The following is a 23653-nucleotide window of genomic DNA, read 5'->3' as shown; positions in this document are numbered from 1 at the left end:
ACCCTGCTCAAATGATCGCCGCACATATTAATCCGGCGCCACGATGCCGGCCAAAGCTCTCTGACTACGCGATCGACAACCGGCACGCTGGAGCCGCCACAGGGGAGGGGACTTTAGCAGCAGCACCCATCAGGCCTGCGTGCACATGAACGGATATTGCCATTTTTCTAAGTGCATATTCTGCCGAAGAATTTCGCAAAAAAGCTTCGCTTGCGATGATGACGCTCGCTGGCGGGCAGCGTTGCTTCGGGCTTCGCCATCCCCATAAGAGCAAAAAACTCGGCGCTAGCGCCTTACTCGCTAACCGATCAACCCCAGCTCCAGTTTGGTTCCACTTCATAATACTCAGATCAATCATGCCGATGCCTTCACACACCAGCGGGAAGGCATCCCCAGCGGCTAAACGCGACAGCCAGCTTTGCGTCATCGGTACCCAGCAGATCATCGGACTTTACAATTGTAAACTTCGTGGACCGCCCATAGGGACTTTACAACTGTAAAGTTTTCGAATGGCCAAAGGCGGTTTCGGCGTTAACTTTCGATTAACTAAAAACGCCTTGTGGAATCGGATGCTCTCTGGCATCGTTGACGGAAATAACGTTTTAAAGAGCAAATAACCGTCAAGAGGAATTGATGCCACAAGCCGCAGCCCATAACGTCAGGGACACCGCGTCAAAGATCGAAGCCTACACAACGAGGCTTTCGGCTGAGCTCCGTGACATGCGCGAAGCGGCTTATCCACCAGAGGCCCGCAAATCATTCTCTAAAACATTTTCCACAGTAGACCTAGCACGCTTGTTGAATGTGCCAGAGAGCACCCTAAGACAATTGACGATCGAAGGGAAAGGCCCCCAACCTGATCGCGCCGACAACAATCGTCGAACTTACACGGTTAGTCAGGTGAGGGAGCTACGCACATTCCTCGGGGCTCTTCGCCCAGACGAAGCCGCGCAGTTGTTGCCGTCACGTCGAAACGGTGAAAAACTGCAGGTTATTGCTACCGTCAACTTCAAGGGCGGAAGCTCAAAAACCACAACATCCATACATCTCGCGCACTTCCTCGGTCTGCAAGGTTACCGCATTCTCTGCATCGATCTGGACCCACAAGCGTCGATGACAGCGATGTTCGGAATTCAACCCGAGTTCGATCTCGGTCCAAATGAAACGGCATATGCAGCGATCCGATACGACAACGAGCGCCGTCCGTTCGCTGATATCATTCGCTCGACTTATTTTCCCGGTGTCGATCTCATTCCTGGGAATCTGGAACTAATGGATTTCGAGTTCGATACGCCAACTTATCTTACCTCAAAGACCAGGGATGAGCTTGGGCTGTTTTTCGAGCGCTTGAGCGCCGCCCTGAGGAGTGTTGACGACCAGTATGATTTCGTCATTCTCGATACGCCACCTTCATTGGGATACTCAACGCTCGCAGCCCTCTACGCCGCGACGGCACTCGTCGTCACTGTACACCCTGCAATGCTGGATGTGGCATCTTGTAACCAGTTCCTGATCATGATTTCCGACCTTTCAGAGGTGCTTGAGCAATTCGGTGCTCAATTTGAGCATGATTTCTTTCGTTTCTTACTTACCCGCGTGAATCCCAATGATGGCCCTCAAAAGTATATGGCCGGCGTAATGCGACGACTGTTTGGTGATGACGTCCTGGTCGCCGAGGCTTTAGAATCAACCGCTATCGCCGGTGCGGCAGTGGCCAAGAAAACACTCTACGAGCTGGAGACAGGCGAGGTAGGCAGAGAGGCGCTTAAACGAGCCCTTGAAAGTGCCGATCGGGTCAACTTCGAGATTCTTAGTCTGGCTCACAAAGTATGGGGGCGTGATATATGAAAAAGAACATTCTCAAGCGCATGGCCGAAGAAGCATCAAGCCGTGTAGATGTACCGGAGGATGGAGCTCAGGAAAAGCCACTGCTTTCTCGTCGCAGTTCTTCTCCCGTCATCTCCAACGTCGGGAGAGCATTGAGCCATTTGTCTGAGGATAGTATCCTTTCGCTAGATCCGGCCAAAGTTGACCGTTCTCCCTATCACGACCGCTTTGAAAACGATCCCGATGCCGAGGTCGAACTTGACATTTTGAAGGTCTCGATTGCGGCGGAAGGACAGAAAATCCCTGTTCTTGTCCGACCGCACCCGTTAAAGCCCGACCACTATCAACTTGCATATGGGCATCGCCGCCTTCTCGCGATTAAAGCAATGATGGCTGAGGCGGATCGGCCAGAAATCATCAAAATTAGGGCCTACGTCCGCGATTTAACCGATCGGCAGCTCATTGAGGAACAAGCGCTGGAGAATGGAGTGAGGGAGAACCTCACTTGGATCGAACTTGCGATGTGGGCCGTTCAACTCAAGGAAGCAGGTCTATCTCATCGGGCAATTTGCCCGGTGCTTGGCCTGTCAGAGGCCAGCGTCTCTCATCTCTTTCGCGTGACTTCTGTTATCCCGAGCGACATCATTTATGCAATCGGCCGTGCCAAACACGTAGGACGCCCGAAATGGACGGCGTTTGCGGAATTGCTGAAAGGCTCGGGTAAGATTGATGCCGTCCGTACAGTCCTCGGAACGGAAGAGTTTCTCAAAGCTGACGGCGCTGGGCGCATAGCCATAGCAACCAGAGCCGGCAATGAGGCCTCTAAACCCAATCCTGGGGAAGAGCCTACGACGGTCGATTTTGCCTTGGGCAAACGTCTCTTTGGCCGCATGAAATCATCATCATCAGGGACGGTCGTTACGATCCCGAGAAAAGAGGATCATTTCGCACAATGGTTGGCTGATCGCATGCCGGACTTGATGCGTGAGTATGAAAACCACGCTGACTGATCGCACGATCAGCTAAGCTAACTCGCAACTTATAAGGAGCAGCAGCACAAAGAAAAAGGCCCCCAAAACGTTTCCGTCGTGGAAGCCTCTCTATTCCTTAGCAAGATTGAGAATCGCATTTTCACGAATCCTAGTCAAGAGTCTTGGCACCGTTTTGGTGAGCTGATTTCTTTTGCCTGAAGAAAGGTGAAGGAAAATGCAGAATAGTACGGTGACGACGCCTTTTGGGCGGCGACCGATGACGCTTGCCTTGCTTGTAAAGCACAAACAAGTCGATCAGCCAGTCCCGGAAACAAAACGCAACAAATGGAAGCTCTTTCGGACCATTTGCGAAGCTCGCCGGGCGCTTGATATTAGTGACCGATCCCTAACCGTTCTCGACGCTCTACTGTCGTTTTACCCGTCGGAAGAACTCTGCTCTTCCAACAATCTAATCGTGTTTCCGTCGAATGCCCAGTTGTCTATTCGAGCTCGCGGGATGACTGCGGCCACGCTCAGGCGACATCTTGCGGCCCTTGTTGAAGCCGGTCTCATCTTGCGCAGAGATAGCCCAAACGGGAAACGTTTTGCCCGTCGTAGCAGGGCAGGGGAAATCAATCAGGCCTTTGGCTTTAGCTTGGCTCCACTCGTATCCCGTGCCAAGGAGCTCGAAGATACCGCTGGTCGAGTGATGGCCGACCGTGAACTCGTTCAGGCACGGCGTGAGCAGATCAGTGTCTACCGCCGCGAGATTACCAAACTTATTCAAGCGGCATTGGACGAAGAAGTTGAGGGCGAGTGGAATAGTCTCCACAACCTCTTCAGGTCTCTTCTATCATCGTTTCCGCGCCGTCCTTCCATCGATGATATGGAAGCGCTGTTAAACCATTTGACGAAGCTTCGCTCAAAGATCATCAAGCTATTGGAAGATCATTATAAATCGCAAAATATGAGCGCCAATGAGTCCCAAAATGAGCGCCACATACAGGATTCAAAAACACAATCCTTTTATGAATCTGAAAACGAGACCATCACGCATAAACCTTCGGCTACAAACGTCGTAGTAAATGTGAAGACATCAAGCCATGAACAACAAACAGCTAAAATTGAAAATCACCCCCTAGAGAGAGCAAAGCCAAACGTCCCTCTCGACACCGTCCTGCGCGCCTGTGAGGAAATTCACCCCTATGGACCTGGAGGATCCGTCAAAACCTGGCGAGACCTGCTGACCGCAACTGCAGTCCTGCGATCAATGCTCCAGATAAGTCCCTCGGCCTTCCGTGAAGCCTGCCTAGTGATGGGACCGGAAAATGCCGGAATTGCAATTGCGTGTATCTTCGAAAGGGGAGGGCAGATCAATTCCGCAGGTGCGTATCTTCGCGACCTCTGCAGACGCGCCGCCCAACAACAATTTTCGGTAAAACCGATGGTCGCAGCCCTACTGAGGTCCAAAGCAAGCCCGTCACGAAGCTTTTGTGCCAATGTTGCGGCTGGATAATGGGAACCGCCCTCGTCTATCTGATTTGGTCACGCGAAAGAAGTGATTGGGCTAGGCCTTGGCCGATCAATCGAGAAACGTGACCGAGTCCATTTACACTATGGCGGAGAGCCGGCGGCAAGCGATGAAGACATACAGGCAGGGGGACTCCAATCATCTCCCCAAGGAAAAACGACTTGGCACAGATCATCCAGAAAATCACGCTCAATGCCGGCTCCGATATTGCGTCGACCCTTCAAGGCTATGTGGACGGTTTTCTAGCTTGAGCGACATCGTCTTCGCTCAAAAGGCTCCCGACTAGTCACTGTCAGAACCCTGGGGCGCTGTATAATGGCTGGCCATGGATTGGATGATCCTTATTACCAGTCGTAACCGCGAAAAAGGAGCCGACTTGCGGTCCCATCGACGATAGCTATCTGTTGTCATCCGTTATTTCTGCTGCTTTGCAGCATTACATATGTGTGACTAATTTGATGTCGCTTGGGGGGTAATTGCATCAATAATTACGAGGATTTTCGATGCCGACCTCTCCCGATCTGGAAGCCGTTGCCCGCCGTGGCGGCAAATTTCAGCGTATGGCAGCGCGCATACCGACCTATCTAACGGATTTCCGGGAGAACCCGGCCTGGTTACCCATGTTCATGCTGGCCCGGACGATGCCATTTCGCAAGGCCCACTGGCTCACAGCCCGTGCTGTACGTGGCTCCACGGAAACGACTTCCTCGATGTTCGGGAACCTGAGACCGGAAATCATCGCCGACGAATTGCGTCGAACGGGAATTTTTAACGGCTTGTCCCTGCCACCCGATGTCCAACGAGAGCTGTCCAGTTTTGGCCGTGAAACGCCTTGCTTCGGAAATTTTGAACGGAAACTTGAATTCCTTCCTGCTGAACATGCAGAGGCTGAACGGCGCTTTGGACGTACGATCCTGAGCGGGCATCATTTCGAAAAAGTGATGGGATGCGATGCCGCATTGGCTGTCCAGGAGGATCCATTGCTCATCGCGATCGCCAGACACTATTTGGCGGAGAAGCGAGACTGATTACCACACGGACCTGGTGGAGCTTTCCAACGAAATCAGCATCCGAGGCAGATCTGAGCCGTGCGTCCTTCAAATATCATTTCGATCTTGATGACTGGCGTATGCTGAAGTTCTTTTTTTATCTGTCGGACGTGGACAAGGACAGCAGCCCTCACGTCTATGTTCGTGGTAGCCATAATCGTCGCCGTTTGAAGCATCAGCTTACGCTTCTTGTGGGGCATCCTGCAGAGGAAGTGCTGGAGTATTATGGCTCGGAAAATGTTGTCGAGTTGACAGGTAAAGCCGGGACCGGCTTCGTTGAAGATCCGTTCGGATTTCATATGGGCACTCCGGCAAAGACAACCCCGCGCCTGATGATGGAGGTGGGCTTCGGCGTTTCGAAACCGTCAAAGCGGCGGTATCATGGTGAACCCATCGTCCGGTAGTTCATCAACGAGAAACCGGCGCATGTGGCGTAGCCGGGTATAAAAGAAGAGGTCTCATACTCGGGGCCTCTACGCCGGTCGGTTTGCAAATCTCGTTCCGACCCCAACTTCGGTAAAAAGACGGCCAGCTTCTGCGGGAAAGGTCAGCGACGATGGATTTCGCACGGCGAAAACCCATTTCAATTCGTAACAACGCGACGGCAAGGGACAAGAACTATTGTCGAACGAGTGAAACGACATTTTTCCGGGCACCGGCAGACAAGGAAATTATAGCACGAGGGTAATATCAACGCGGGTGGCAAACGCGGCGACCTGCCGCATTTCTCCAACATCCGAATAGATCGGGACATTGCTGATCTCGAGCATATCGGTCTCTGCGACGCGATCTCCGAACAGGAGCACTGCTTGCTGTGGATCACACCGTTTAGACGTCCAGATCAGGCCATGCGCGGCCGGCCTGCTTTGATGAATAGCCAATGCCCACTGAGCAGTGATGTGATAGTCAGTGGCCGTCGTATCGATGAGGTCTGCCCTGCGGATGCCCCATTTGGCGAGATCAGGTGCGAACAGAGGTATCAGAGCAAGATCACGCTTCAGCTCGACGACGGAATGGGCAAGCGGCTTGATATTGTCGACACCAACAGTTTTGTTCGGCTCGTCGATCGGCACATCATGAAAGATCGTCTCGTGAACCGCGCATTCGTAATCGGTCGCGAGATATTGCGTTGGGATAGGATCGCTGCCCAGGAATAGCGGCGCAAAGCGGCTGGGGCGACCCTTTCCAGGATTGAAAGAGCAGCTTCCGAAACGCTGATCATGAACCCTGTGGAACCTCGTCCCCGCCTTGATCTCGTGTGAGTTCGAGGCGGGGAAGGGGGAGGGAGGCGAGGAAATCATCCGGCGATATTTTCCGCCTCACGGGCTGCCGCCGACACCACCACATCGCCGTCTTTCAGGGCGTCGACCGGGCGCTTGCCGGCAAGCCATCCATTCGGGGAGGTAAACCAGAATGCCAATTGCCAGCCGGACTTTTTCTCACCAAGCAGGGCGAGCGCTCTGGCAACGGTTTCAATCGGCTGCCCTTCCTCGAACTGGAAGGCCGGAAAATACTCGACGCCGCCATGCCTGATCGAGAAGACCTTGCCCTTCATCTTCCATCGCGAGGCGGTCATGCTCTTGTTCTTGGAACCATGTCCGGCCACTTCCGCCAGATGCTTGCTGGTAAAGCTGGGCCACTCCCCAAAAAAACGCGCTCTCGCTTTCGCATTGCTGTCATACAGCAGCCTCTCGACGTCGGCATTGGGAGGCGTGCGCATATAGACCGAAACCAGCGCGTCGATCGCGTCATCGGTCAGCTTGCTTTGCCGGGCTTCGACGATGGCCGGGACATGCTCGACGATATCACGGATGGTTTCCCGAACCGCCTGGTTTGGGGTGTCGACCAGCACGACCATCATGTCATCCACATCGGTTTCCGGCGTCGAGTGCATCGCAGTCGCCATTGCCCTGCGCAGTTTCGCGCCGATGGAAGACGCACGCTGTTTTCCTGTCAGCTTACGCTTCAGCAGGGGGCCACCGGCGTCAGATGTTTTCCCGCCGGAAGCAGAATCCATCTCGACCTGTAGCGCGTGGGCGAATTCAGCGCCATCATAGACGCGAAGACCATTGGTGGCAGCCATCTCGATGCTCCAAGATATTTCGGTTACCTGTCGTATTATAACCTATATCACCGAAGGCTTGTTTTCAAGTGCGACCCCATTTGAGTCGGCAGGGGGGCGAACGCCACAGCAAAAAAATAGGGCCACTGGTTAACCAGGGCCCTGTAAGATGTGAAGGTCAATAACCTCCAGAGGGGAACAGCTGATACGATGGCACTGGGAGAGGCCATCAAGTGCATCAACTGTGTTCTAAATGCCTGTTATGTGTGCAGTGCGCAATCATTTATTGTGCATTGCAGCTATGCGATAGACAAAACGTGCACTTGCGCCTCTTGAGAAAGCCTTCCACCGATTGCGTCGTGACCGCGGCAGGGAAACTCAGGCTTTTTCATCGATTTCCTTCTGAGAGAGCGCTATCATCCTTCAGCGTAGATCGCGAAGTTTGCTCCTCATCGACTTCGCCGAAGCCTGATTTGTACGAGAGGCCCCTTTTCCCCCGAGAATAGCTGCCCTGTGTGCCGGTACTTCGGAGAGATTTGATTCGCGTCAATATCGGATTGTGTCGCAAAAAAGTCAGTTTATCCGCGAGGTCACGATCAGCTTTCGAAGGTGCTCAGCTTTTTCAGAAGGTCTTCGGATATCTCGAACTGACGCGCGGTTCCCCGCCCCATCGAATTCGTCCCCATGGTTTCATTCAGCATGCCTCGCTTGACGAGAAGATCGACAGTCTCCTTCGCACCGCTCCGCGTGAGCGCAGTAATTTCAACGATATTGGAAAGAGTTAGCTTCTGATGGGCCTGGCTCATCGTGTAGAGGATCGTCATCATGCCGATCTCTTTCAGCCGCGCCTGCGGTGTTTCGTCTTCCAATGGATGATCGAGGATCTCGTGGAGGATCAGCCCCGAGAAGGCAAGGTTGTGCAATTGTGTCTTGAGCGCCCTTGTCATGTTATTTAACTGTGTTATATACGTTAGTAAAATTGCGTTGCGCTCCTGCCGGACATTGTTGCCGTAGCGCGCTGTCGTTGTTCCGGAGGGGCAAGTCCATGAAAAACCTTCTGCTGAATAGTCTGCTGTCTGTTTCCTTCATGCTGCCATCCTATCTGATTTCCGGCAGCAATGCGCGTGCCGATGACTGGGGATGTCAAGTTATTCTGTGCCTTTCCAATCCCGGCGGGCCAACCCAGTATGCGGAATGCCAGCCACCGATCCAGAAACTCTGGCGCGCACTTGCCAAGGGGCATTCGTTTCCGACCTGCAGCGGTGTCGGGTTTCGTAGTTCCCAGCCCGGCTACGAGCCATATTATTGCAATGAAGGTGATCGGCTTTCGGGCAGTTACGGACCTCGCGGTCAACAGGCGACCTGTGTTTCGACCACGCTCCAGCGCGTGAGCCCTTCGCTTTGCTCTTCCGGTCGCGACAACTCAGGCGACGATTCCGGCTCTGTCTTGTCGGCACGATGGCAGCGCCAGGGCGGCCGGCTCCAGTGCATGGGTTATCCGATCACGCGCCCCAACCTGCGATCGCAGCCGCACTATATCGACGTGACCATCGATGGCGTCGGCAGGCAGCGCGTCTGGTACTGAGCATGGGCGCCACGTTCGTCGATATCGCGCAGAATTGCGCGCCAATGGTCCAGGTGGAAACGCTGGCCGCAGTCGTTAGCCTGGAAAGCAGGTTCCTTCCCTTCAATATTCGCGTCAATAGCGGTATGCCGCTTCCCGCGCAGCCCGCCAGCAAGGCGGAGGCGATCGAAATGGCGACGTCCCTGATAGCGGATCACCAGGATATCCAGATCGGGCTTGGCGGTATCGGCGTCGAGGAGCTTCGCAAACTCAACCTCTCCGTTTCCGACGCCTTTGATCCGTGCTTGAACCTCAAGGCGACCGCAACGCTTCTCGATGGCTATTACCGTCTCGCCTTGCGTTTTGGTGCTGATCCCGCCCGGGCCGAAACGGTGATGCTCCAGTCCTGGTACGGGCGGGATGACCCTTCGGTCGGAGAAATGGTCCGGTATGACGAGCAGGTGCGGAGGGAGGCAAAACGGCTTTCTCCGAAGCTCGCGTCGCTCGCGATTGGCGGGCCGCTTGATCGCGCGGATACCGCGGAGGAACAGGCTCAAGATCAATTGGCCCTGCCAGTCCCCAAACAAGCCGCCCAAACCGAAGAAACCGCATCATGGGACGTGTTCAGTTCCAGACGGCACTCTTCAGTTCTCGTTTTCCAGAATGAACGATCGGAGCAGAGTGAATGATCTCCAGAACCAGCCTTCGTCCTCTTGTCGCCTCCATGCTCATGGCCATCGCCATTGTCGCCTGCCTCGTCGAACCGGCCTTTGCCCAGTCCGCCGGCATCGAGACCGTGCTGCAGAACATCGTCACCATGCTCACCGGCAATATCGCCCGCCTGCTGGCGATCATCGCCGTAATCATCATCTGCATTGCCTGGATGTTCGGCTACATGGATCTGAGAAAGGCCGGCTTTTGGATCATCGGTATCGGCGGCATTTTCGGGGCGACCGAGCTGGTCAACACCATCGTCGGTAGTTGATGTCCATGACGAGCATTCCCGCCCTTGAAGAAGACACGCTGTTCCTGGCCTGCACTCGACCGGCCATGATCGCCGGCGTGACCATGGAAGCGATGGGCATCAACATCATGCTGACCACCATCCTCTATATCACCGCGGGATCGATTGCCTATGCGCTTGTTGGCATCATCTTCCACCTTGTGTTTCGGGCGCTCGTCAAGCACGACCACAATATGTTCCGCATCCTGCTTGCCTGGATCGAGACCCGCGGCCGCTCGCGCAACGCTGCCTATTGGGGTGGTGCAACACTCTCGCCGTTGAAGCTTGTCCGCCGCTACGACGAAAGGGATCTGAGCCTTGCCTAGCCTTGTGACGCTCCGGTCCCGAGAGCTCGGACCGGAGACCTTCATCCCCTATGTGCGTCATGTCGACGAGACCACCATTGCGCTCGAGTCGCGCGCGCTGATGACCGTGCTCGTTCTCGAAGGTGTCTCCTTCGAAACCGCCGATATTCTGGATCTCAACGGCCTGCATCGCAGCCTCAACACGCTCTACCGCAATATCGCCGACGAGCGGTTGGCGCTCTGGACGCATGTCATCCGCCGTCGCGATAACGACTATCCCGAAGGACACTTCGCCAATCGTTTTTCCGATGGTCTCAATGCCAGATACCGCGAGCGGATGGTGCGCGAGGACCTTTTCCGCAACGATCTTTACCTCACCCTTATCTGGTCTCCGAGCCGCGATCCCGCCGAAAAGGCAGCCAATCTCCTTTCCCGTCTGCGCAAAGCGCGCCGATCCGGCATGGAGCTGGACGAAGCGGCGCTCAAGCACCTGCAGGACAAGGTGATCGACGTCGCTGCCGGGCTGAAGCGCTTCGCCCCTCGTGTTCTGTCTCTCCATGAGTACGACGGTATCCTGTTCTCAGGGCCAAGCGAGTTTCTTCACCAGCTTGTCGGCGGGCGGCGTGAACCCGTGCCCCTGACGGAGGGGCGGATTTCATCGGCGATCTATTCGGACCGGGTGATCTTTGGTCGCGAGACGGTGGAAATTCGACATGAGGCGGAAACCCGCTATGCCGGTATGTTCGGCTTCAAGGAATATCCGGCAACGACGCGCAGTGGCATGCTCGACGGTATCCTGACCGCTCCGTTCGAGCTCGTCCTGTCACAGTCCTTCGCCTTCACCTCGAAGGCGGACGCCCGCACGATCATGGGCCGCAAGCAGAACCAGATGGTCAGCGCCGGTGACAAGGCTGCCTCCCAGATCGAAGAGCTCGGCGAGGCGATGGACGATCTCGAATCCAACCGCTTCGTGATGGGCGAGCATCATCTCGGCCTTGCGGTCTTCGCGCCGACCGTGAAGGAACTGACCGACCATATGGCGAAGGCGCGCGCGCATCTCACCGGCGGCGGCGCTGTTGTCGCCCGCGAGGATCTGGGGCTTGAGGCAGCCTGGTGGGCGCAACTGCCGGGTAATCTTCGCTATCGTGCGCGCTCGGGTGCAATCACGTCCCGCAACTTTGCGGCATTTTCTCCCTATCATTCCTACCCGACCGGCCAGAAGGATGGCAATGAATGGGGGCCGGCGGTCGCCATGCTGAAAACCGCTTCCGGTTCGCCGTTTTATTTCAATTTCCATCACAGCGATCTCGGCAACACCTTTGTCTGCGGCCCGTCGGGCGCCGGCAAGACGGTGCTCCTCAACTTCATGCTCTCACAACTCGAAAAGCATGATCCGCATATGGTGTTCTTCGACAAGGACCGGGGTGCAGACCTTTTCGTTCGTGCAGCCGGCGGCACCTATCTGCCGCTCAGGAACGGCGTGCCGACCGGCTGCGCGCCGCTGAAGGCGCTTGATCTGACGCCAGAGAACAGGATATTTCTCGCTCGCTGGATCGGCAAGCTGGCGGGAGCGGCGACACGGGAATTGAATGTCAGCGAGCTGCGCGATATCGCCTCAGCCGTTGACGGTCTGGCGGACCTTCCCGTCGAGCGCCGCTCCATCGGCGCCCTGCGCACCTTCCTCAACAACACCGATCCCGAAGGCATTGCCTCGCGGCTCCGGCGATGGGAGAAGGGAGGGCCGCTCGGCTGGGTCTTCGACAACGATCTGGACGACATCGGGATCGGCGCCAGGTTCATCGGCTACGACATGACCGACTTCCTCGACAATGAGGAGATCCGCGCGCCGCTGATGGGCTATTTGTTCTATCGTGTCGAGCAATTGATCGATGGCCGCCGGATCATCATCGTCATCGACGAGTCTTGGCGCGTGCTGGAGGAGGAAGAATTCCTCGCTCTTGCCCAGAACAAGCTGAAAACCTTTCGCAAGCAAAACGGGCTGATGGTGTTCTCCACTCAAAGCCCGCGTGACGCGATCAGATCACCGATCGCTCATACGATCATCGAACAGTGCCCGACGCAAATCTTCCTGCCCAACCCGCGCGGCGACCGCGCCGACTATGTCGACGGCTTCAAGCTGACCGAGCGCGAATTCGAGCTGATCTCACGCGAGCTCTCGCCCGAAAGCCGGCGCTTCATCGTCAAGCAGGGCCACAACAGTGTGGTTGCCGAGCTGAACCTCAACGGTTTCGACGACGAGCTGGCGATCCTGTCGGGCCGGACAGTGAATGTGGAACTGGCGGATGCCATCCGCGCCGAACTCGGCGAGGGACACCAGGACTGGTTGACCGTGTTCCAGCAAAGAAGGAGGACATCATGATCCGTAACGGCAGGACAGGGCTCTTCCTGGCAACCGTCACGCTGCTGGCGTCGGTCGGTTTCGCGAATGCTCAGGGCATTCCCGTTACCGACCAGGCGGCGATCGCCAAACAGATCGAGAGTATCGCCCAGCTCAAGTCCCAGCTTGATGCGCTGAACCAGCAGCTCCAGCAGGCGCAGCAGCTCTACGGCTCGCTGAACAAAATCACCAACATGGCCGATGTCGCCAGCCTGCTGAACGATTCCTCGATCCGCAAGGCACTGCCGCAGGACTTCAATGCCATCGAAAGCCTGTTCAAGGGATCCGGGAGCGGCGTGTTCGGTGACTCCGCTTCTAAATTCCTCGAAGGCAATTCCATCTACCGCACCGATGCCAACGACTTTTACGCGCAGGAACTCTCACGCGTCCAGAACAAGAACGCCGGACAATTAAGTCTCGGCCAGCAGATCTATGACGCCGCCACCAAGCGCATCGACGGCATCGATGAACTTCGTCAGAAGATTTCCAGTGCTGCCGATGCCAAGGATATCGCCGATCTGCAGGCCCGTCTGCAGGCTGAAACCGCCTTCCTGCAAACCGATATCCTTCGCATGCAGGGCTTGCAGATGGTCCAGCAGGCGCAGGTGCAGGTCGACGAGCAACGCAAGGCCGAAGACTGGCGCCAGCGCATGGATACCATGGGAGCGGCGCTCAAATGAGATGGTTCGTGTTTGGTGCGGTGCTTCTTCTTCTGACCGCCTGCTCCCCCGAGAATAAGAAGGTCTACACGGTCGATGAACTTGTCGCCGACGAGGCCTTGCTGACCAAAATCATCGGTGAATGCCGCAACAATCCGGGCGAACTCCACGACACGCCCAATTGCCGCAATGCCGAAGCCGCCGATGGCAGGCTCCGCCTTGAACGCATGCGCAAGTCGCTCGGAGGCTGAGCCATGTATGAGGTGTTCAGTTTCGTCGACGGCCAGTTCAAGACGCCGCTCGAAAATTTTATCTCCACTGGAACCTCGAACATCGCCAACTGGGTGAGCGGCCCGCTGACGGCGGCGCTGACGCTTTACGTCGTGCTCTATGGTTATCTGGTGCTGCGCGGCTCGGTGCAGGAGCCCATCCTGGAATTCGCCTTCCGGGCGATAAAACTCGCCATCATTGTCATGCTGGTGCGCAACGCCAGCGACTACCAGACCTACGTCACCAATATCTTTTTCGACATCCTGCCGAAGGAGATCGCCGAGGCGCTGAACTCCGGGACAGCGCTGAGCGCCTCCACCTTCGACAGCCTGCTGGATAAGGGCCAGAAGTGCGCCTACGAAATATGGTCCCGAGCCTCCTGGCCGGTCGATATCGTCACCGGCGTCGGCGGCATGCTGGTGATCGGCGCGAGCTTCCTCGTCGCGGCGATCGGCTATATCGTATCGCTTTATGCCCGTCTGGCGCTCGCCATCATTCTGGCGATCGGGCCGATCTTCATCGCGCTTGCCATGTTCCAATCGACGCGGCGGTTCACCGAATCCTGGATCGGCCAGCTTGCGAACTTTGTCATCCTGCAGGTGCTGGTCGTGGCCATCGGCTCTCTGCTGATCACCTGCATCGACACGACCTTTACCGCAATCGAGGGTTATAGCGACGTGCTGATGCGGCCGATCGCGCTCTGCGCCATCTGCATCGCCGCTCTCTATGTCTTCTACCAGTTGCCCGGCATTGCCTCGGCGCTCGCCGCCGGCGGCGCATCGCTGACCTACGGCTATGGCGCGGCGCGGGACGCGCATGAAAGCACGCTCGCCTGGGCAGCCTCGCACACGGTCAGGGCGGCCGGCCGCGGAACACGCGCCGTTGGCCGCCGGTTGACTGCGAACCGGGCGGAATGACCGCCTCGATATCAAGGACATTGGACAGGTTACTTTTAGATGATCCGCATCCTCTTGCCACTTTTGCTGAGCGCCAGTCTTTCCGGTTGTGCCTCGATTTCCTACCCGCTGCCCAAATGTGACGGCTATTCCAGGCGTCCGCTGAACCGCTCAATGTGGCAGTGGGAGGACAAGGAAAAGCTGCAGAAGCCTGCCAGCGAGAACGCTCAGAACCCGGTAAGCCTTGGGGTGCCTTACGCCGAAGAACCGGCTTCCGTGACGCCGGCAGCGTTTGCACATTTCGATGTCGCAGACTCCTACCGGCCATGCGAGGGCAACTGAGATGGTGAACACCGACAGCCTCAAGAGCTATTTCGACAAGGCGCGCCGCTTCGATCAGGATCGGCTGATCCAGGTCGAGCGTTCTGCCCGTATCGCCTGGTTCGTCGCCATCGCGGCCAGCGTGGTCGCTGTCGTCTCCGTCTTCGCGATCGCCGGCCTCACGCCTTTGAAAACGGTGGAGCCGTTCGTCGTGCGGGTCGACAATTCCACGGGGATCGTCGACGTGGTGTCGGCGCTGACCTCCACCGCCGGCACCTATGACGAAGCCGTCACGAAATATTTCGCGGCCAGATATGTGCGCGCCCGCGAAGGCTATGTCTGGAGCGAGAGGGAGGAGAACTTTCGGACGGTAGCGCTTTTGTCGACCCAGCCGGAACAGACCCGCTTTGCGGCGGCCTACCGTGGCAGCAATCCGGACTCGCCGCAGAACACCTATGGCCGGAGCGCGACCTCGCGGATCAACATCGTTTCGATCTCGCTGATCAACGCCAATGTGGCCTCCGTCCGATACATGCGCACCGTCACGCGCGGCGATGACGTTCGCACCACGCATTGGGTGGCGACGCTCACCTTTTCCTATGTCAACGCTCCGATGTCCTCCACCGACCGGCTGGTCAATCCCCTGGGCTTCGTCGTCAGCGAATATCGCGCCGATCCGGAGGCCATCAATTGAAACAGAGATTTTTGCCCGTTCTTTTCCTGATCGCTGGCTTTTCCTCGCCGGCATCAGCTCTGGAGATCCCGCGCGGGGCGTCCCAGGACAGTCGGGTTCGGTTTATCGACTATCAGCCCTACAACATCACCCGCGTGGTCGGCACGCTGCGTTCGTCGGTGCAGGTGGAGTTCGCAGCCGATGAGGAGATCGCCCATGTCGCACTCGGCAACAGCGTCGCGTGGGAGGTGGCGCCGGCCGGCAACATCCTTTTTCTTAAACCCCGGGAAAACCAGCCGGTGACCAACATCTCCGTCGTAACGACCAGACGGGACGGTTCGACGCGCAGCTACCAGATGGAGTTGACGGTCCGGGATGGCAGCGTCGAAGCCGGACAGAACACCTATTTCTATGTGAAATACCGCTATCCGGCCGATGAAGCGGAGCGCCGGAGAGAAGTCGCGGCCGCTCGCGCCCTGGCGGCGCAGGCCGGCGAAGCCGATCGGGTTCTGTCCCTTCACGAGGCCTACGGACCCCGTAACTGGCGGTATTCCGCTCGAGGTTCGCAAGCGCTCGAACCGCAGGCCGTCTATGACAATGGCAAGGTCACGACCTTCGCCTTTGTCGGCAATCAGGAAATGCCGGCGATCTACATGGAGAATTCGGACGGAACGGAAAGCCTCGTTCCAAAATCTGTCGACGGCAATCTGGTGCTGGTCCACGCGATCAGCCGCAAGTTCATCCTGCGCCGCGGCGGCGATGTCCTATGCATCTTCAACGAGGCCTACGATCGCGTCGGCATCAATCCCGAGACCAATACGACGTCACCGTCGGTCGAGCGTGTTGTCAAGGCCGCCCCCGGCACGGCGCAATAGGAGTTGTCATGGCCGACGAAGAAACCACCCGGATCCCGGGCGAACGTGCCGAAACCTCGACTGCCCGGCGGATCGACAATAACCCGATCCTCAAACGCGGCGCGGTTGCCGCCGCAATCGTGGCCTTTGTCGCCTTCGCCCTCTGGTCGATGCGCGGGCAGAACAAGCCGACGGATGGTGCTCAGCCGGAACGGGTGGTCATCCGCCAGACATCGGATTTCGAGCCGGCCAAGGAACCGGTTCAACCCCTGACGATGCCGGCCGAAGCCCAGCTTCCGACACCCGTGATCACCGAGAGCGCGGCCACCGACGACGACAAGCTGCTCGACGCTGCGCGGCGCGCGCCGGTGATGGCCTATGGTGCGGAAAAGACGCCGACCGCCAGGCGCCAGCAGGATGATGCCAACACCGATGCCGCCTCGAACTATGTTCCGCTCGCAAACACCCCGGGCAGCTTTACGGGGCAGGGAGAGAACGAGGATCAGCGCTTCAACCGTATGCTGACCCCGACGCAATTGCAGGGCTCGCGCGCCGGCACACTCGGCAACCGCGATTTCATCGTCGCCATGGGAACCTCCATCCCTTGCGTACTCGAGACGGCGCTTTCTTCCGATCAGCCGGGATTCACCAGTTGCGTCATCAATCGGGATGTCCTGTCGGACAACGGCCGTGTCGTGCTGATGGAGAAGGGAACGCAGGTTGTTGGCGAATATCGTGGCGGACTGCGCCGCGGCCAGAAACGCCTGTTTGTCCTCTGGAACCGCGCGAAGACGCCGAAAGGCGTGATCATTACGCTCGCATCGCCGGCGACAGACGCTTTGGGTCGTGCCGGCATGGACGGTTACGTCGACACGCACTGGTGGGAACGGTTCGGTAGCGCCATCCTGCTGTCGATCGTGGGCGACGTGACATCCTATGCCAACAGGCAATTGCGCGACAGCGACGTTGATGCCCAGAACACCACGAGCGCAGGACAGCAGGCCGCGGCGATTGCCGTCGAACAATCGATCAACATTCCACCGACGCTTATGAAACATCAGGGAGGGCTGGTCTCGATCTTCGTGGCGCGCGATCTCGATTTTTCCAGCGTCTACCGGCTGCGCGTGACCGAACCGCGCAACCGCGTCTATGACCGCGCCGTTCTCGGCGATTTTGCCCCGGACTCGAAGCTGGTAACGAAGTAGGTGTTGCGATGACTGAAGCTGCAGATTCCGGTGTCGTGCGAGAGCTTCTCCTGCCGCTGTCGCCGTTCCTTCGCGACAAGGCGCTCTATGAGGTCATTGTCAACAGGCCCGGCAAGGTCGTAACTGAAGGAGCGAATGGATGGCAGGTCCACGATATGCCGGAACTTGCCTATGACCGGCTGATGCGCCTTGCTCGGGCGGTGGCGAGCTACTCCAATCAATCGATCGACGAAACCCGGCCGATCCTGTCGGCGACCCTGCCCGACGACGAGCGAATCCAGATCGTGATCCCGCCTGCGACGACGAGGGGAACCGTCAGCGTCACCATCCGCAAACCGTCCTCGGTGTCGCTCGGCCTTGACGATCTTGACCAGGGTGGACTGTTCGCCGGGGTGGTCCGCACACAAGAGAATAGCGGGCAACCGGACCAACGATTGTTGGAACTCCATCGCGCCGGCGCTCACAGGCAGTTCCTTCGGGAAGCGGTGCTGGCGCGGAAAAACATCATCATTTCCGGAGCGACGGGATCGGGCAAGACGACGCTATCCAAGGCGTTGATCCAGTACATCCCGGATACTGAACGCATCATTTCCATCGAAGATACCCCGGAACTCGTCATCCCGCAGCCCAACCACGTCCGTCTCTTCTATTCGAAGGGTAGCCAGGGGACTGCGAAGATCGGCGCCAGGGATCTTCTCGAATCCTGCCTGCGCATGCGGCCGGACCGAATATTGTTGCAGGAGCTCAGAGATGGCGCGGCCTTTTACTACATCCGCAATGTGAATTCCGGACATCCCGGTTCAATCACGACGGTACATGCCGACTCTGCGCGCCTTGCCTTCGAGCAACTAACCTTGTTGGTGAAGGAGTCGGAAGGTGGTGGCGACCTCGAACGGCACGACATACGCGAAATGCTGACGATCGCGATCGATATCATTGTCCAATGCAAACGGATCGACGGACGGTTTCGGGTGACGGAGATCTATTTTCGCGACGCGCTTGCGTCTGGCACTGGAGAGCGCCGAAAATAGTGCCACCGATGTTGAACTGCACTCACCGGGCGGCTAATCGTTATGGTTGCTGCCGTTTAGTGTACTTTTCTCGGAGTTTTTCCAGGTTGAAGCGCCAAATGCCTTTCTCTTGAATCTCGCACATTAGCTGGTCGGCTGGGGTGAAGGATTCAAGCAGGGTGACATCCTGCATAGACGAATTGATCATGTCTTGCAGGTAGAGGCCGATAGGCTGCTGATCCTCAAAGAAACTGGCCCGGAACAGGGAAAGCCACCCCATTAAGAAGGCTAGCGGCGTTTCTGTACTGTAAGGCTTGATGAACCCTGTCGCTGGTTGGGCACCGATCTTGTGCGGGAATGGCAGGCCGATCTGCTGAGTGAACGGCGCATTCAAGTGCGGTGATAGGATCAAAGCAATTTTCTGGTCCAAGAGGAAGACGCCGTCGAGAGGCAGGACTTGCTCACTCTCGATGTATTCCATGACCTCCAGCAGGATAGATTGCCACGAAGACGACGTTTCGGTGGCAACGAGGAAATATGGGCGATAGAAAACATAATAGGTTGCCCAAACGTCCGGAGCGTCAATGCGCACCAAACGCGACATGTTTTGTGCCCTGAGTGCGCGAAACCTGCGAGCTTTTCGGAGTTCGTCGGGCATGACGGAGCGCGCTAGATTTGTCTTCACCTCACCGGCAGCGAATACGCCTTCGACGAAGAACAGGGTTGGATTGTCCCGAGCGGACGGAAAAGGTTGCGATGCATTAGAGAACACGAGATCTATCTGGCCTGAGCGCGTCTCCGTGCTATCGCTTTCCGACGCGATGACCTCACCAGTGCCCACAGTCACTGATCGCGGTAAATTCCTTTCGAAGAAATCGCGCGTGGCGATCTCAAGTGCATTGCCACGAAGTCCACGATGCTCGAAACGCTGCCGTGCTATGGCCAGTTCGAGTTCAAGGATTTTTTGTTGTTGAACGAATAGGTCTTTGAAGTCCATCGCAATGCTCCTTAGCTTAACCACGGTCCGGTTACTAGGCCACCATGATCTCAAAGGCTCCGATCTCCAGCTCAGGCAATGGCCGCCGTGTGAATGTTGCAGATCTGAGGACGTAATATTATAGCGTCCAGAATAGCTGCTTGAAGGATAACGAAATGAAGGTGCAAGCTTTGCTATTGGCATGGACGCTGGGACTCACTTCCACTTCAGCATCCGCCGCCGATATCGATGTCGATGTGCTACAAATCGTATTAAGGTACGGGATGGTGCAGGCTGACTTGAAAATCACGAATAATCTGCCAACCCGCGTCGGGCCAATCTATATCAACTGCGCGTTTTTGGACGCCAATAGGCGCTTTATCGACATCGGAAGGGGCTTGGTTACAGCGGTGGCCCCCGGTTCCGCAGCCTATACCAAAACAGCTATTGTAACGGACGAGCAGATTCAATCTGCCAAGTGCATGATCAGCAATCCACAGAGGTAGGCTTGATCTTCTTTTGGAAAAGCCATTTTGAGCCCTAGCTAAACTGAGCGTAATAGTCGCCAAGGTTGGTTAAGTTGGGGGTCAACAGGAGATGATGCATGCTAAAGCTCTTCCTCTCACTGGGCTCCAGTTCGATGTGGTATGCCGTGGTCGCGCTTGTGTTCTCAGCCAACAAGCCGCGCGTCGTTTACCTCCATTCCGAAACATGGATTGACTGGAGCGCGTTCGATCACAAAAATCCTGAAATCTGTAGGGAATGGCGGCTTTGAAGGCACTTTTGCGTCATGAAGCCCAACGGCCCAAAATTGCCGCTCATTCATTCAATCCGGATTCCCGCTATTACCCAGAAACAAAGGTCAAGCCTCGTTCTTGGCATGGCGGGCGGCGACCCAGGAAAGATTGGGAATGTCGCCTCCACCAGTCTTCACGACTTCCGTTCCGTGGAACATAATACCGTATCCGTGCTCGCCTTCCCAGGTGCAGGCAAGCTCAACCCCGAAATAGGGAAGCTGGCCCCTGACATCATGAATGACAATATAGAGGAGGCGTATTAGCGGGCGTATTGTTGGCTCGTCCCATCGTTCAGGGAGAAGCCGGCCATCGCCGCGCGTGACCTGGCTCTCAATACGCGGCAGTCCAGGCAGGTCGGCAAGAATGGTCTTGATGATCGCACGCTCAACCACTTCGTCATTCGCAATCAGCCAGCGTGCTGTTTCAAGCATGACGGAGTTGGGCGCATCACCTGAGCCGTCGTCATTCTCCAGCGCAACGGGTACTTCCCCAGGTTCAGCGAAATCGGGATACCCTCGGCGTGGATGGGGTAGAGCCACAAGCGAATGCCAGAGCGTCGAGGTTAGCGGCATTGGTAGCGCGGTTTGCCAGTATCCGTCTCCTCCGTAAAGAGCGGGAAGCCCCTCAGCGTCAAACACTGTCTTGCCGGGCGCGATCTTATCCAGAAGCATATTTCACCTCTTACCAGTAGGACGCGGTTTCGAGACAGGAGAATTTCCCGTCCGAGTGGGCATATAACGAGCAGTGCAATTTTTACGCAACTCAAAATAGCGCGACACAGTGTAGTCTAAGGAACGTTTCAGCTTCCGACTTCTCGAAACTTTCGAGGGTAATGCGGCGTCGGATTGGAGACCATCCGCAATGGCCGCTAGTGTCGCAGACTCTACATGTGGGCCAGGAAGCGGGAGCGATTTCCGTTTCCCAGCCGGTTATCCGGCGAAATTTGCAAGTCTCTCTGGTTTCAGTTCCTCGCAACAGATTCTGAACGGATTTTTCTCTGTAGCCAGCAACGAGAAGAATGCTGGGGGAAGCGGTGAGGGTGGCGGCCGGCAAAGAGGGAGAGGGGGGAAGGGGAGTTCGTGGCGGATTGTGGCGGTCGGAGAGAGGCTCCGGCCGATCCGCCACGGAGAAACGACATGGCACAGGCCATCCAGAAAATCACGCTCAATGCCGGGCGCGACATCCCGTTCAACAAGCTCGTTTTGAGCCAGCAGAACGTTCGCAAGATCAAGGCGGGCGTCTCGATCGAGGAGCTTGCCGAAGACATCGCTCATCGCGGACTGCTGACCAGCCTCAACGTTCGCGCCGAGACCGATGCCGACGGCAACGAAACCGGACTTTACCGCATCCCGGCCGGCGGCCGCCGTTATCGCGCGCTGGAACTGCTGGTCAGCCAGAAGAAGCTGTCGAAGACGGCTGCTGTTCCATGCATCGTCAGTAAAGGCGAAACGCCCGAAGTCGAGGACTCGCTTGCCGAAAACATCAAGCGCGTTGACCTTCATCCGCTAGACGAGTTCCGGGCGATCATGACGCTTCGCGAACAGGGGCTCGATGAGGAGGAGATCGCCGCACGCCTCCACGTCTCGGTTGCAACGGTGAAGCAGCGTTTGCGGCTGGCGTCGGTCTCGCCGCGGCTTCTGGAACTCTACGCGAATGACGAGATGAAGCTCGGCCAGGTCATGGCGTTTTCGATCACCAATGACCACACTCGGCAGGAGCAGGTTTGGGATACGGTCTCAAGGTCGTATAGTCAGGATGCCAATTACATCCGTCGCATGTTGACGGAAACTGCGGTCCGGGCCTCCGATCGCCGCGCCACCTATGTCGGCATCGACGTCTACGAGTCTGCCGGTGGCGTGGTCATGCGCGACCTGTTTGAACCGGACAATGGTGGATGGTTGCAGGATCCGGCGCTACTCGAGCAACTCGTGATCGAAAGGCTGACCGCAGACGCGGAAGCGCTCAGGGCCGAAGAAGGCTGGAAGTGGGTCGAAGCGGCGTTCGACTTCTCTTACGGTCACGCCTCCGGCCTTCGCCGTTTTTATGGCAGGCAGGCGGAATATACGGAGGAAGAACTCGCCCGTCATGATGCCCTGAAGACGGAATACGACAAGCTTGACGCCGAATATGCCGAGACGGAAGACTATTCCGAAGAAACCGAGGCCCGACTTGAGGAACTTGGCAATGAACTGGATGCGTGGAACGACCGGCCCTATGTCTTCGATCCGGACGACGTCGTGCGCGGCGGCGCCTTCATCTCGCTCGCTGTCAACGGCGAATTGAAGATCGAACGCGGTTTCGTCCGGCCCGAGGATGAGCCGGTTGTCGAGGCGGATGGCGGTGACGGCGATAGCCTCGGCGGACACGATACCATTTCGGGGTCTGCGATTGGCGGCGTCTCGATCAACGGCAAGTCTGCCGCTGTCGAGGAGCCGGAAGACGATGACGGTAGGCTTCGCCCGCTTTCCGATCGCGTTATCGAAGATCTTACAGCCGCTCGCACTGTTGCCCTTCGCAATGCGCTGGCGAACGACCCGGTGATGGCCTTCATAGCCGCTCTCCATGTCGCGGTCCTCAAGATCTTCTACAGATACGGGGCAGACTCGTGCCTGGAGATCACGCTGCAGCATACCACATTTGGCCAGACTCAGGGGCTTGTGGATACGGTGTGGGCGAAGGAGATCGAACAGCGACAGGAATCCTGGGGCCATGATCTCCCCGCGAACGCCGACGAGGTCTGGGACTATCTGATCACGCTCGATGAAACCAGCCGCATGGCGCTGTTTGCCCATTGCGTTTCACTGTCGGTGAACACCACGGTTCAGGCGTGGAACCGGCGGACCAAGGAAAACGTCCATGCACGACAGCTTGCCGGCTCGCTCGACTTCGGTATGGTGGAAGCGGGTTGGACGCCGACCGTCGACAACTACCTCGGGCGTGTGACCAAGGCGCATATCCTGCAGGCAGTCCGCGAAGCGAAGGGCGAGCAGTCAGTGCAGCTCATCGATCACCTGAAGAAGCCGGACATGGCGCGCGAGGCTGCCAGGCTGCTGGAGGGCAGCGGATGGCTCCCTGAAGTGCTGCGGCTTCCGGTCACCGAACCCATGGCGGTTGCCGAGGTCGATGTGACGGCAACGGATGACGTTGGCGAAGCCGGTGCCGTCGAAAATACTGACGTCGATCTGCCGGCCTTCCTGACCGAAGGCGAAGATGCGGAGGAAGTGTCCACCGATCCGGTCAGTGACGACGACGAGCATCTGGAAGCCGCCGAGTAACCACGTC

24 protein-coding genes and 1 pseudogene are annotated in these 23653 nt (G+C 57.1%); 20 read left to right on the top strand and 5 right to left on the bottom strand.

Annotation, left to right across the window (positions count from 1 at the left end; all coding sequences use genetic code 11):
- Positions 1-633: 633 nt before the first annotated feature.
- The 4 genes and pseudogenes from repA (at position 634) to O9X91_RS22355 (ending at position 5782) form a co-directional block, all read left to right on the top strand.
- Positions 634-1848, top strand: coding sequence for a plasmid partitioning protein RepA (repA, locus tag O9X91_RS22370; protein ID WP_142914006.1), 1215 nt, complete (start codon positions 634-636; stop codon positions 1846-1848).
- Positions 1845-2837, top strand: a complete 993-nt coding sequence (gene repB / locus O9X91_RS22365; protein ID WP_142914007.1) for a plasmid partitioning protein RepB — start codon at positions 1845-1847, stop codon at positions 2835-2837. Before repA ends, repB begins: the two co-directional genes overlap by 4 nt.
- 196 nt (positions 2838-3033) lie before the next feature.
- Entirely contained in the window at positions 3034-4314 is a 1281-nt protein-coding gene (gene repC / locus O9X91_RS22360) for a plasmid replication protein RepC (protein WP_142914008.1), read from the top strand.
- Positions 4315-4832: 518 nt separating this feature from the next.
- Positions 4833-5782, top strand: a pseudogene (locus tag O9X91_RS22355) (phytanoyl-CoA dioxygenase family protein).
- 267 nt (positions 5783-6049) lie between these two features.
- Here the strand turns inward: O9X91_RS22355 and O9X91_RS22350 are convergent.
- From O9X91_RS22350 to O9X91_RS22340, 3 genes are all read right to left on the bottom strand, one after another.
- The gene (locus O9X91_RS22350) at positions 6050-6679 is read right to left on the bottom strand and encodes an RES family NAD+ phosphorylase (protein WP_142914009.1); all 630 of its coding nucleotides are present in this window, start codon (positions 6677-6679) and stop codon (positions 6050-6052) included.
- The gene (locus tag O9X91_RS22345) at positions 6676-7461 is read right to left on the bottom strand and encodes a hypothetical protein (RefSeq protein WP_142914010.1); all 786 of its coding nucleotides are present in this window, start codon (positions 7459-7461) and stop codon (positions 6676-6678) included. Before O9X91_RS22345 ends, O9X91_RS22350 begins: the two co-directional genes overlap by 4 nt.
- Before the next feature lie 575 nt (positions 7462-8036).
- On the bottom strand, positions 8037-8387 hold the full coding sequence (locus O9X91_RS22340) for a MarR family transcriptional regulator (protein ID WP_080855390.1): 351 nt from the start codon (positions 8385-8387) through the stop codon (positions 8037-8039).
- A gap of 98 nt (positions 8388-8485) precedes the next feature.
- Here O9X91_RS22340 and O9X91_RS22335 point away from each other — a divergent pair, with 98 nt between their 5' ends.
- From O9X91_RS22335 to virB11, 13 genes are read left to right on the top strand one after another with little or no spacing between them, the layout of a single operon-like run.
- Positions 8486-9025, top strand: coding sequence for a hypothetical protein (locus O9X91_RS22335; RefSeq protein WP_142914011.1), 540 nt, complete (start codon positions 8486-8488; stop codon positions 9023-9025).
- 2 nt (positions 9026-9027) lie between these two features.
- Positions 9028-9693 (top strand): lytic transglycosylase domain-containing protein, encoded by a 666-nt coding sequence (locus O9X91_RS22330; protein WP_142914012.1) that lies wholly within the window; start codon positions 9028-9030, stop codon positions 9691-9693.
- A complete protein-coding gene (locus O9X91_RS22325) occupies positions 9690-9989 on the top strand; it encodes a TrbC/VirB2 family protein (RefSeq protein WP_142914013.1) in 300 nt (99 codons plus the stop codon). The genes O9X91_RS22330 and O9X91_RS22325 overlap by 4 nt, the downstream gene beginning before the upstream one ends.
- A gap of 5 nt (positions 9990-9994) precedes the next feature.
- Positions 9995-10333 carry a VirB3 family type IV secretion system protein gene (locus O9X91_RS22320; protein WP_142914014.1) on the top strand — a complete coding sequence of 113 codons (339 nt, stop codon included), beginning with the start codon at positions 9995-9997 and terminating at the stop codon, positions 10331-10333.
- Positions 10326-12692 carry a VirB4 family type IV secretion/conjugal transfer ATPase gene (locus O9X91_RS22315; RefSeq protein ID WP_142914015.1) on the top strand — a complete coding sequence of 789 codons (2367 nt, stop codon included), beginning with the start codon at positions 10326-10328 and terminating at the stop codon, positions 12690-12692. The genes O9X91_RS22320 and O9X91_RS22315 overlap by 8 nt, the downstream gene beginning before the upstream one ends.
- Positions 12689-13390, top strand: a complete 702-nt coding sequence (virB5, locus tag O9X91_RS22310; protein ID WP_142914016.1) for a P-type DNA transfer protein VirB5 — start codon at positions 12689-12691, stop codon at positions 13388-13390. The genes O9X91_RS22315 and virB5 overlap by 4 nt, the downstream gene beginning before the upstream one ends.
- Entirely contained in the window at positions 13387-13620 is a 234-nt protein-coding gene (locus O9X91_RS22305) for an EexN family lipoprotein (RefSeq protein ID WP_142914017.1), read from the top strand. The genes virB5 and O9X91_RS22305 overlap by 4 nt, the downstream gene beginning before the upstream one ends.
- A gap of 3 nt (positions 13621-13623) precedes the next feature.
- The gene (locus tag O9X91_RS22300; protein WP_142914018.1) at positions 13624-14556 is read left to right on the top strand and encodes a TrbL/VirB6 family protein; all 933 of its coding nucleotides are present in this window, start codon (positions 13624-13626) and stop codon (positions 14554-14556) included.
- 39 nt (positions 14557-14595) lie between these two features.
- On the top strand, positions 14596-14877 hold the full coding sequence (locus tag O9X91_RS22295; protein WP_142914019.1) for a hypothetical protein: 282 nt from the start codon (positions 14596-14598) through the stop codon (positions 14875-14877).
- Position 14878: 1 nt separating this feature from the next.
- Positions 14879-15550 carry a VirB8 family type IV secretion system protein gene (locus O9X91_RS22290; RefSeq protein ID WP_142914020.1) on the top strand — a complete coding sequence of 224 codons (672 nt, stop codon included), beginning with the start codon at positions 14879-14881 and terminating at the stop codon, positions 15548-15550.
- A complete protein-coding gene (gene virB9, locus O9X91_RS22285) occupies positions 15547-16404 on the top strand; it encodes a P-type conjugative transfer protein VirB9 (protein WP_142914021.1) in 858 nt (285 codons plus the stop codon). Before O9X91_RS22290 ends, virB9 begins: the two co-directional genes overlap by 4 nt.
- An 8-nt stretch (positions 16405-16412) precedes the next feature.
- Positions 16413-17588: a type IV secretion system protein VirB10 gene (gene virB10, locus O9X91_RS22280; RefSeq protein WP_142914022.1), complete on the top strand. Its 1176-nt coding sequence runs from the start codon at positions 16413-16415 to the stop codon at positions 17586-17588.
- Positions 17589-17596: 8 nt separating this feature from the next.
- Positions 17597-18619 (top strand): P-type DNA transfer ATPase VirB11, encoded by a 1023-nt coding sequence (gene virB11 / locus O9X91_RS22275; RefSeq protein ID WP_142914023.1) that lies wholly within the window; start codon positions 17597-17599, stop codon positions 18617-18619.
- 40 nt (positions 18620-18659) lie between these two features.
- Here virB11 and O9X91_RS22270 read toward each other — a convergent pair whose 3' ends face one another.
- Positions 18660-19595, bottom strand: coding sequence for a DUF6602 domain-containing protein (locus tag O9X91_RS22270; RefSeq protein WP_269834379.1), 936 nt, complete (start codon positions 19593-19595; stop codon positions 18660-18662).
- A 140-nt stretch (positions 19596-19735) separates the two neighbouring features.
- Between O9X91_RS22270 and O9X91_RS22265 the strand changes: the two genes are divergently transcribed.
- Positions 19736-20080 (top strand): hypothetical protein, encoded by a 345-nt coding sequence (locus O9X91_RS22265; protein WP_142914026.1) that lies wholly within the window; start codon positions 19736-19738, stop codon positions 20078-20080.
- Between the two features lie 98 nt (positions 20081-20178).
- On the top strand, positions 20179-20349 hold the full coding sequence (locus tag O9X91_RS22260) for a hypothetical protein (protein WP_161596392.1): 171 nt from the start codon (positions 20179-20181) through the stop codon (positions 20347-20349).
- An 87-nt stretch (positions 20350-20436) separates the two neighbouring features.
- On the opposite strand, the gene O9X91_RS22255 is transcribed toward O9X91_RS22260, so the two are convergent.
- Positions 20437-21042 (bottom strand): DUF6985 domain-containing protein, encoded by a 606-nt coding sequence (locus O9X91_RS22255; protein ID WP_142914027.1) that lies wholly within the window; start codon positions 21040-21042, stop codon positions 20437-20439.
- Between the two features lie 465 nt (positions 21043-21507).
- Here O9X91_RS22255 and O9X91_RS22250 point away from each other — a divergent pair, with 465 nt between their 5' ends.
- On the top strand, positions 21508-23646 hold the full coding sequence (locus O9X91_RS22250; RefSeq protein ID WP_142914028.1) for a ParB/RepB/Spo0J family partition protein: 2139 nt from the start codon (positions 21508-21510) through the stop codon (positions 23644-23646).
- Positions 23647-23653: the final 7 nt, after the last annotated feature.

Origin of the sequence: Agrobacterium salinitolerans, from assembly GCF_027498475.1 — a bacterium.
Lineage (GTDB): Bacteria > Pseudomonadota > Alphaproteobacteria > Rhizobiales > Rhizobiaceae > Agrobacterium > Agrobacterium salinitolerans.
Note: the sequence above shows the minus strand (reverse complement) of the source record. Positions and strands in the feature narration are given on the sequence as shown.

What these genes read in the sequence shown, in the direction of transcription:
- repA (WP_142914006.1), top strand. Translation starts at nt 634, where the DNA reads ATGCCACAAGCCGCAGCCCATAACGTCAGGGACACCGCGTCAAAGATC.
- repB (WP_142914007.1), top strand. Translation starts at nt 1,845, where the DNA reads ATGAAAAAGAACATTCTCAAGCGCATGGCCGAAGAAGCATCAAGCCGT.
- repC (WP_142914008.1), top strand. Translation starts at nt 3,034, where the DNA reads ATGCAGAATAGTACGGTGACGACGCCTTTTGGGCGGCGACCGATGACG.
- O9X91_RS22350 (WP_142914009.1), bottom strand. Translation starts at nt 6,679, where the DNA reads ATGATTTCCTCGCCTCCCTCCCCCTTCCCCGCCTCGAACTCACACGAG.
- O9X91_RS22345 (WP_142914010.1), bottom strand. Translation starts at nt 7,461, where the DNA reads ATGGCTGCCACCAATGGTCTTCGCGTCTATGATGGCGCTGAATTCGCC.
- O9X91_RS22340 (WP_080855390.1), bottom strand. Translation starts at nt 8,387, where the DNA reads ATGACAAGGGCGCTCAAGACACAATTGCACAACCTTGCCTTCTCGGGG.
- O9X91_RS22335 (WP_142914011.1), top strand. Translation starts at nt 8,486, where the DNA reads ATGAAAAACCTTCTGCTGAATAGTCTGCTGTCTGTTTCCTTCATGCTG.
- O9X91_RS22330 (WP_142914012.1), top strand. Translation starts at nt 9,028, where the DNA reads ATGGGCGCCACGTTCGTCGATATCGCGCAGAATTGCGCGCCAATGGTC.
- O9X91_RS22325 (WP_142914013.1), top strand. Translation starts at nt 9,690, where the DNA reads ATGATCTCCAGAACCAGCCTTCGTCCTCTTGTCGCCTCCATGCTCATG.
- O9X91_RS22320 (WP_142914014.1), top strand. Translation starts at nt 9,995, where the DNA reads ATGACGAGCATTCCCGCCCTTGAAGAAGACACGCTGTTCCTGGCCTGC.
- virB5 (WP_142914016.1), top strand. Translation starts at nt 12,689, where the DNA reads ATGATCCGTAACGGCAGGACAGGGCTCTTCCTGGCAACCGTCACGCTG.
- O9X91_RS22305 (WP_142914017.1), top strand. Translation starts at nt 13,387, where the DNA reads ATGAGATGGTTCGTGTTTGGTGCGGTGCTTCTTCTTCTGACCGCCTGC.
- O9X91_RS22300 (WP_142914018.1), top strand. Translation starts at nt 13,624, where the DNA reads ATGTATGAGGTGTTCAGTTTCGTCGACGGCCAGTTCAAGACGCCGCTC.
- O9X91_RS22295 (WP_142914019.1), top strand. Translation starts at nt 14,596, where the DNA reads ATGATCCGCATCCTCTTGCCACTTTTGCTGAGCGCCAGTCTTTCCGGT.
- O9X91_RS22290 (WP_142914020.1), top strand. Translation starts at nt 14,879, where the DNA reads ATGGTGAACACCGACAGCCTCAAGAGCTATTTCGACAAGGCGCGCCGC.
- virB10 (WP_142914022.1), top strand. Translation starts at nt 16,413, where the DNA reads ATGGCCGACGAAGAAACCACCCGGATCCCGGGCGAACGTGCCGAAACC.
- virB11 (WP_142914023.1), top strand. Translation starts at nt 17,597, where the DNA reads ATGACTGAAGCTGCAGATTCCGGTGTCGTGCGAGAGCTTCTCCTGCCG.
- O9X91_RS22270 (WP_269834379.1), bottom strand. Translation starts at nt 19,595, where the DNA reads ATGGACTTCAAAGACCTATTCGTTCAACAACAAAAAATCCTTGAACTC.
- O9X91_RS22260 (WP_161596392.1), top strand. Translation starts at nt 20,179, where the DNA reads ATGCTAAAGCTCTTCCTCTCACTGGGCTCCAGTTCGATGTGGTATGCC.
- O9X91_RS22255 (WP_142914027.1), bottom strand. Translation starts at nt 21,042, where the DNA reads ATGCTTCTGGATAAGATCGCGCCCGGCAAGACAGTGTTTGACGCTGAG.
- O9X91_RS22250 (WP_142914028.1), top strand. Translation starts at nt 21,508, where the DNA reads ATGGCACAGGCCATCCAGAAAATCACGCTCAATGCCGGGCGCGACATC.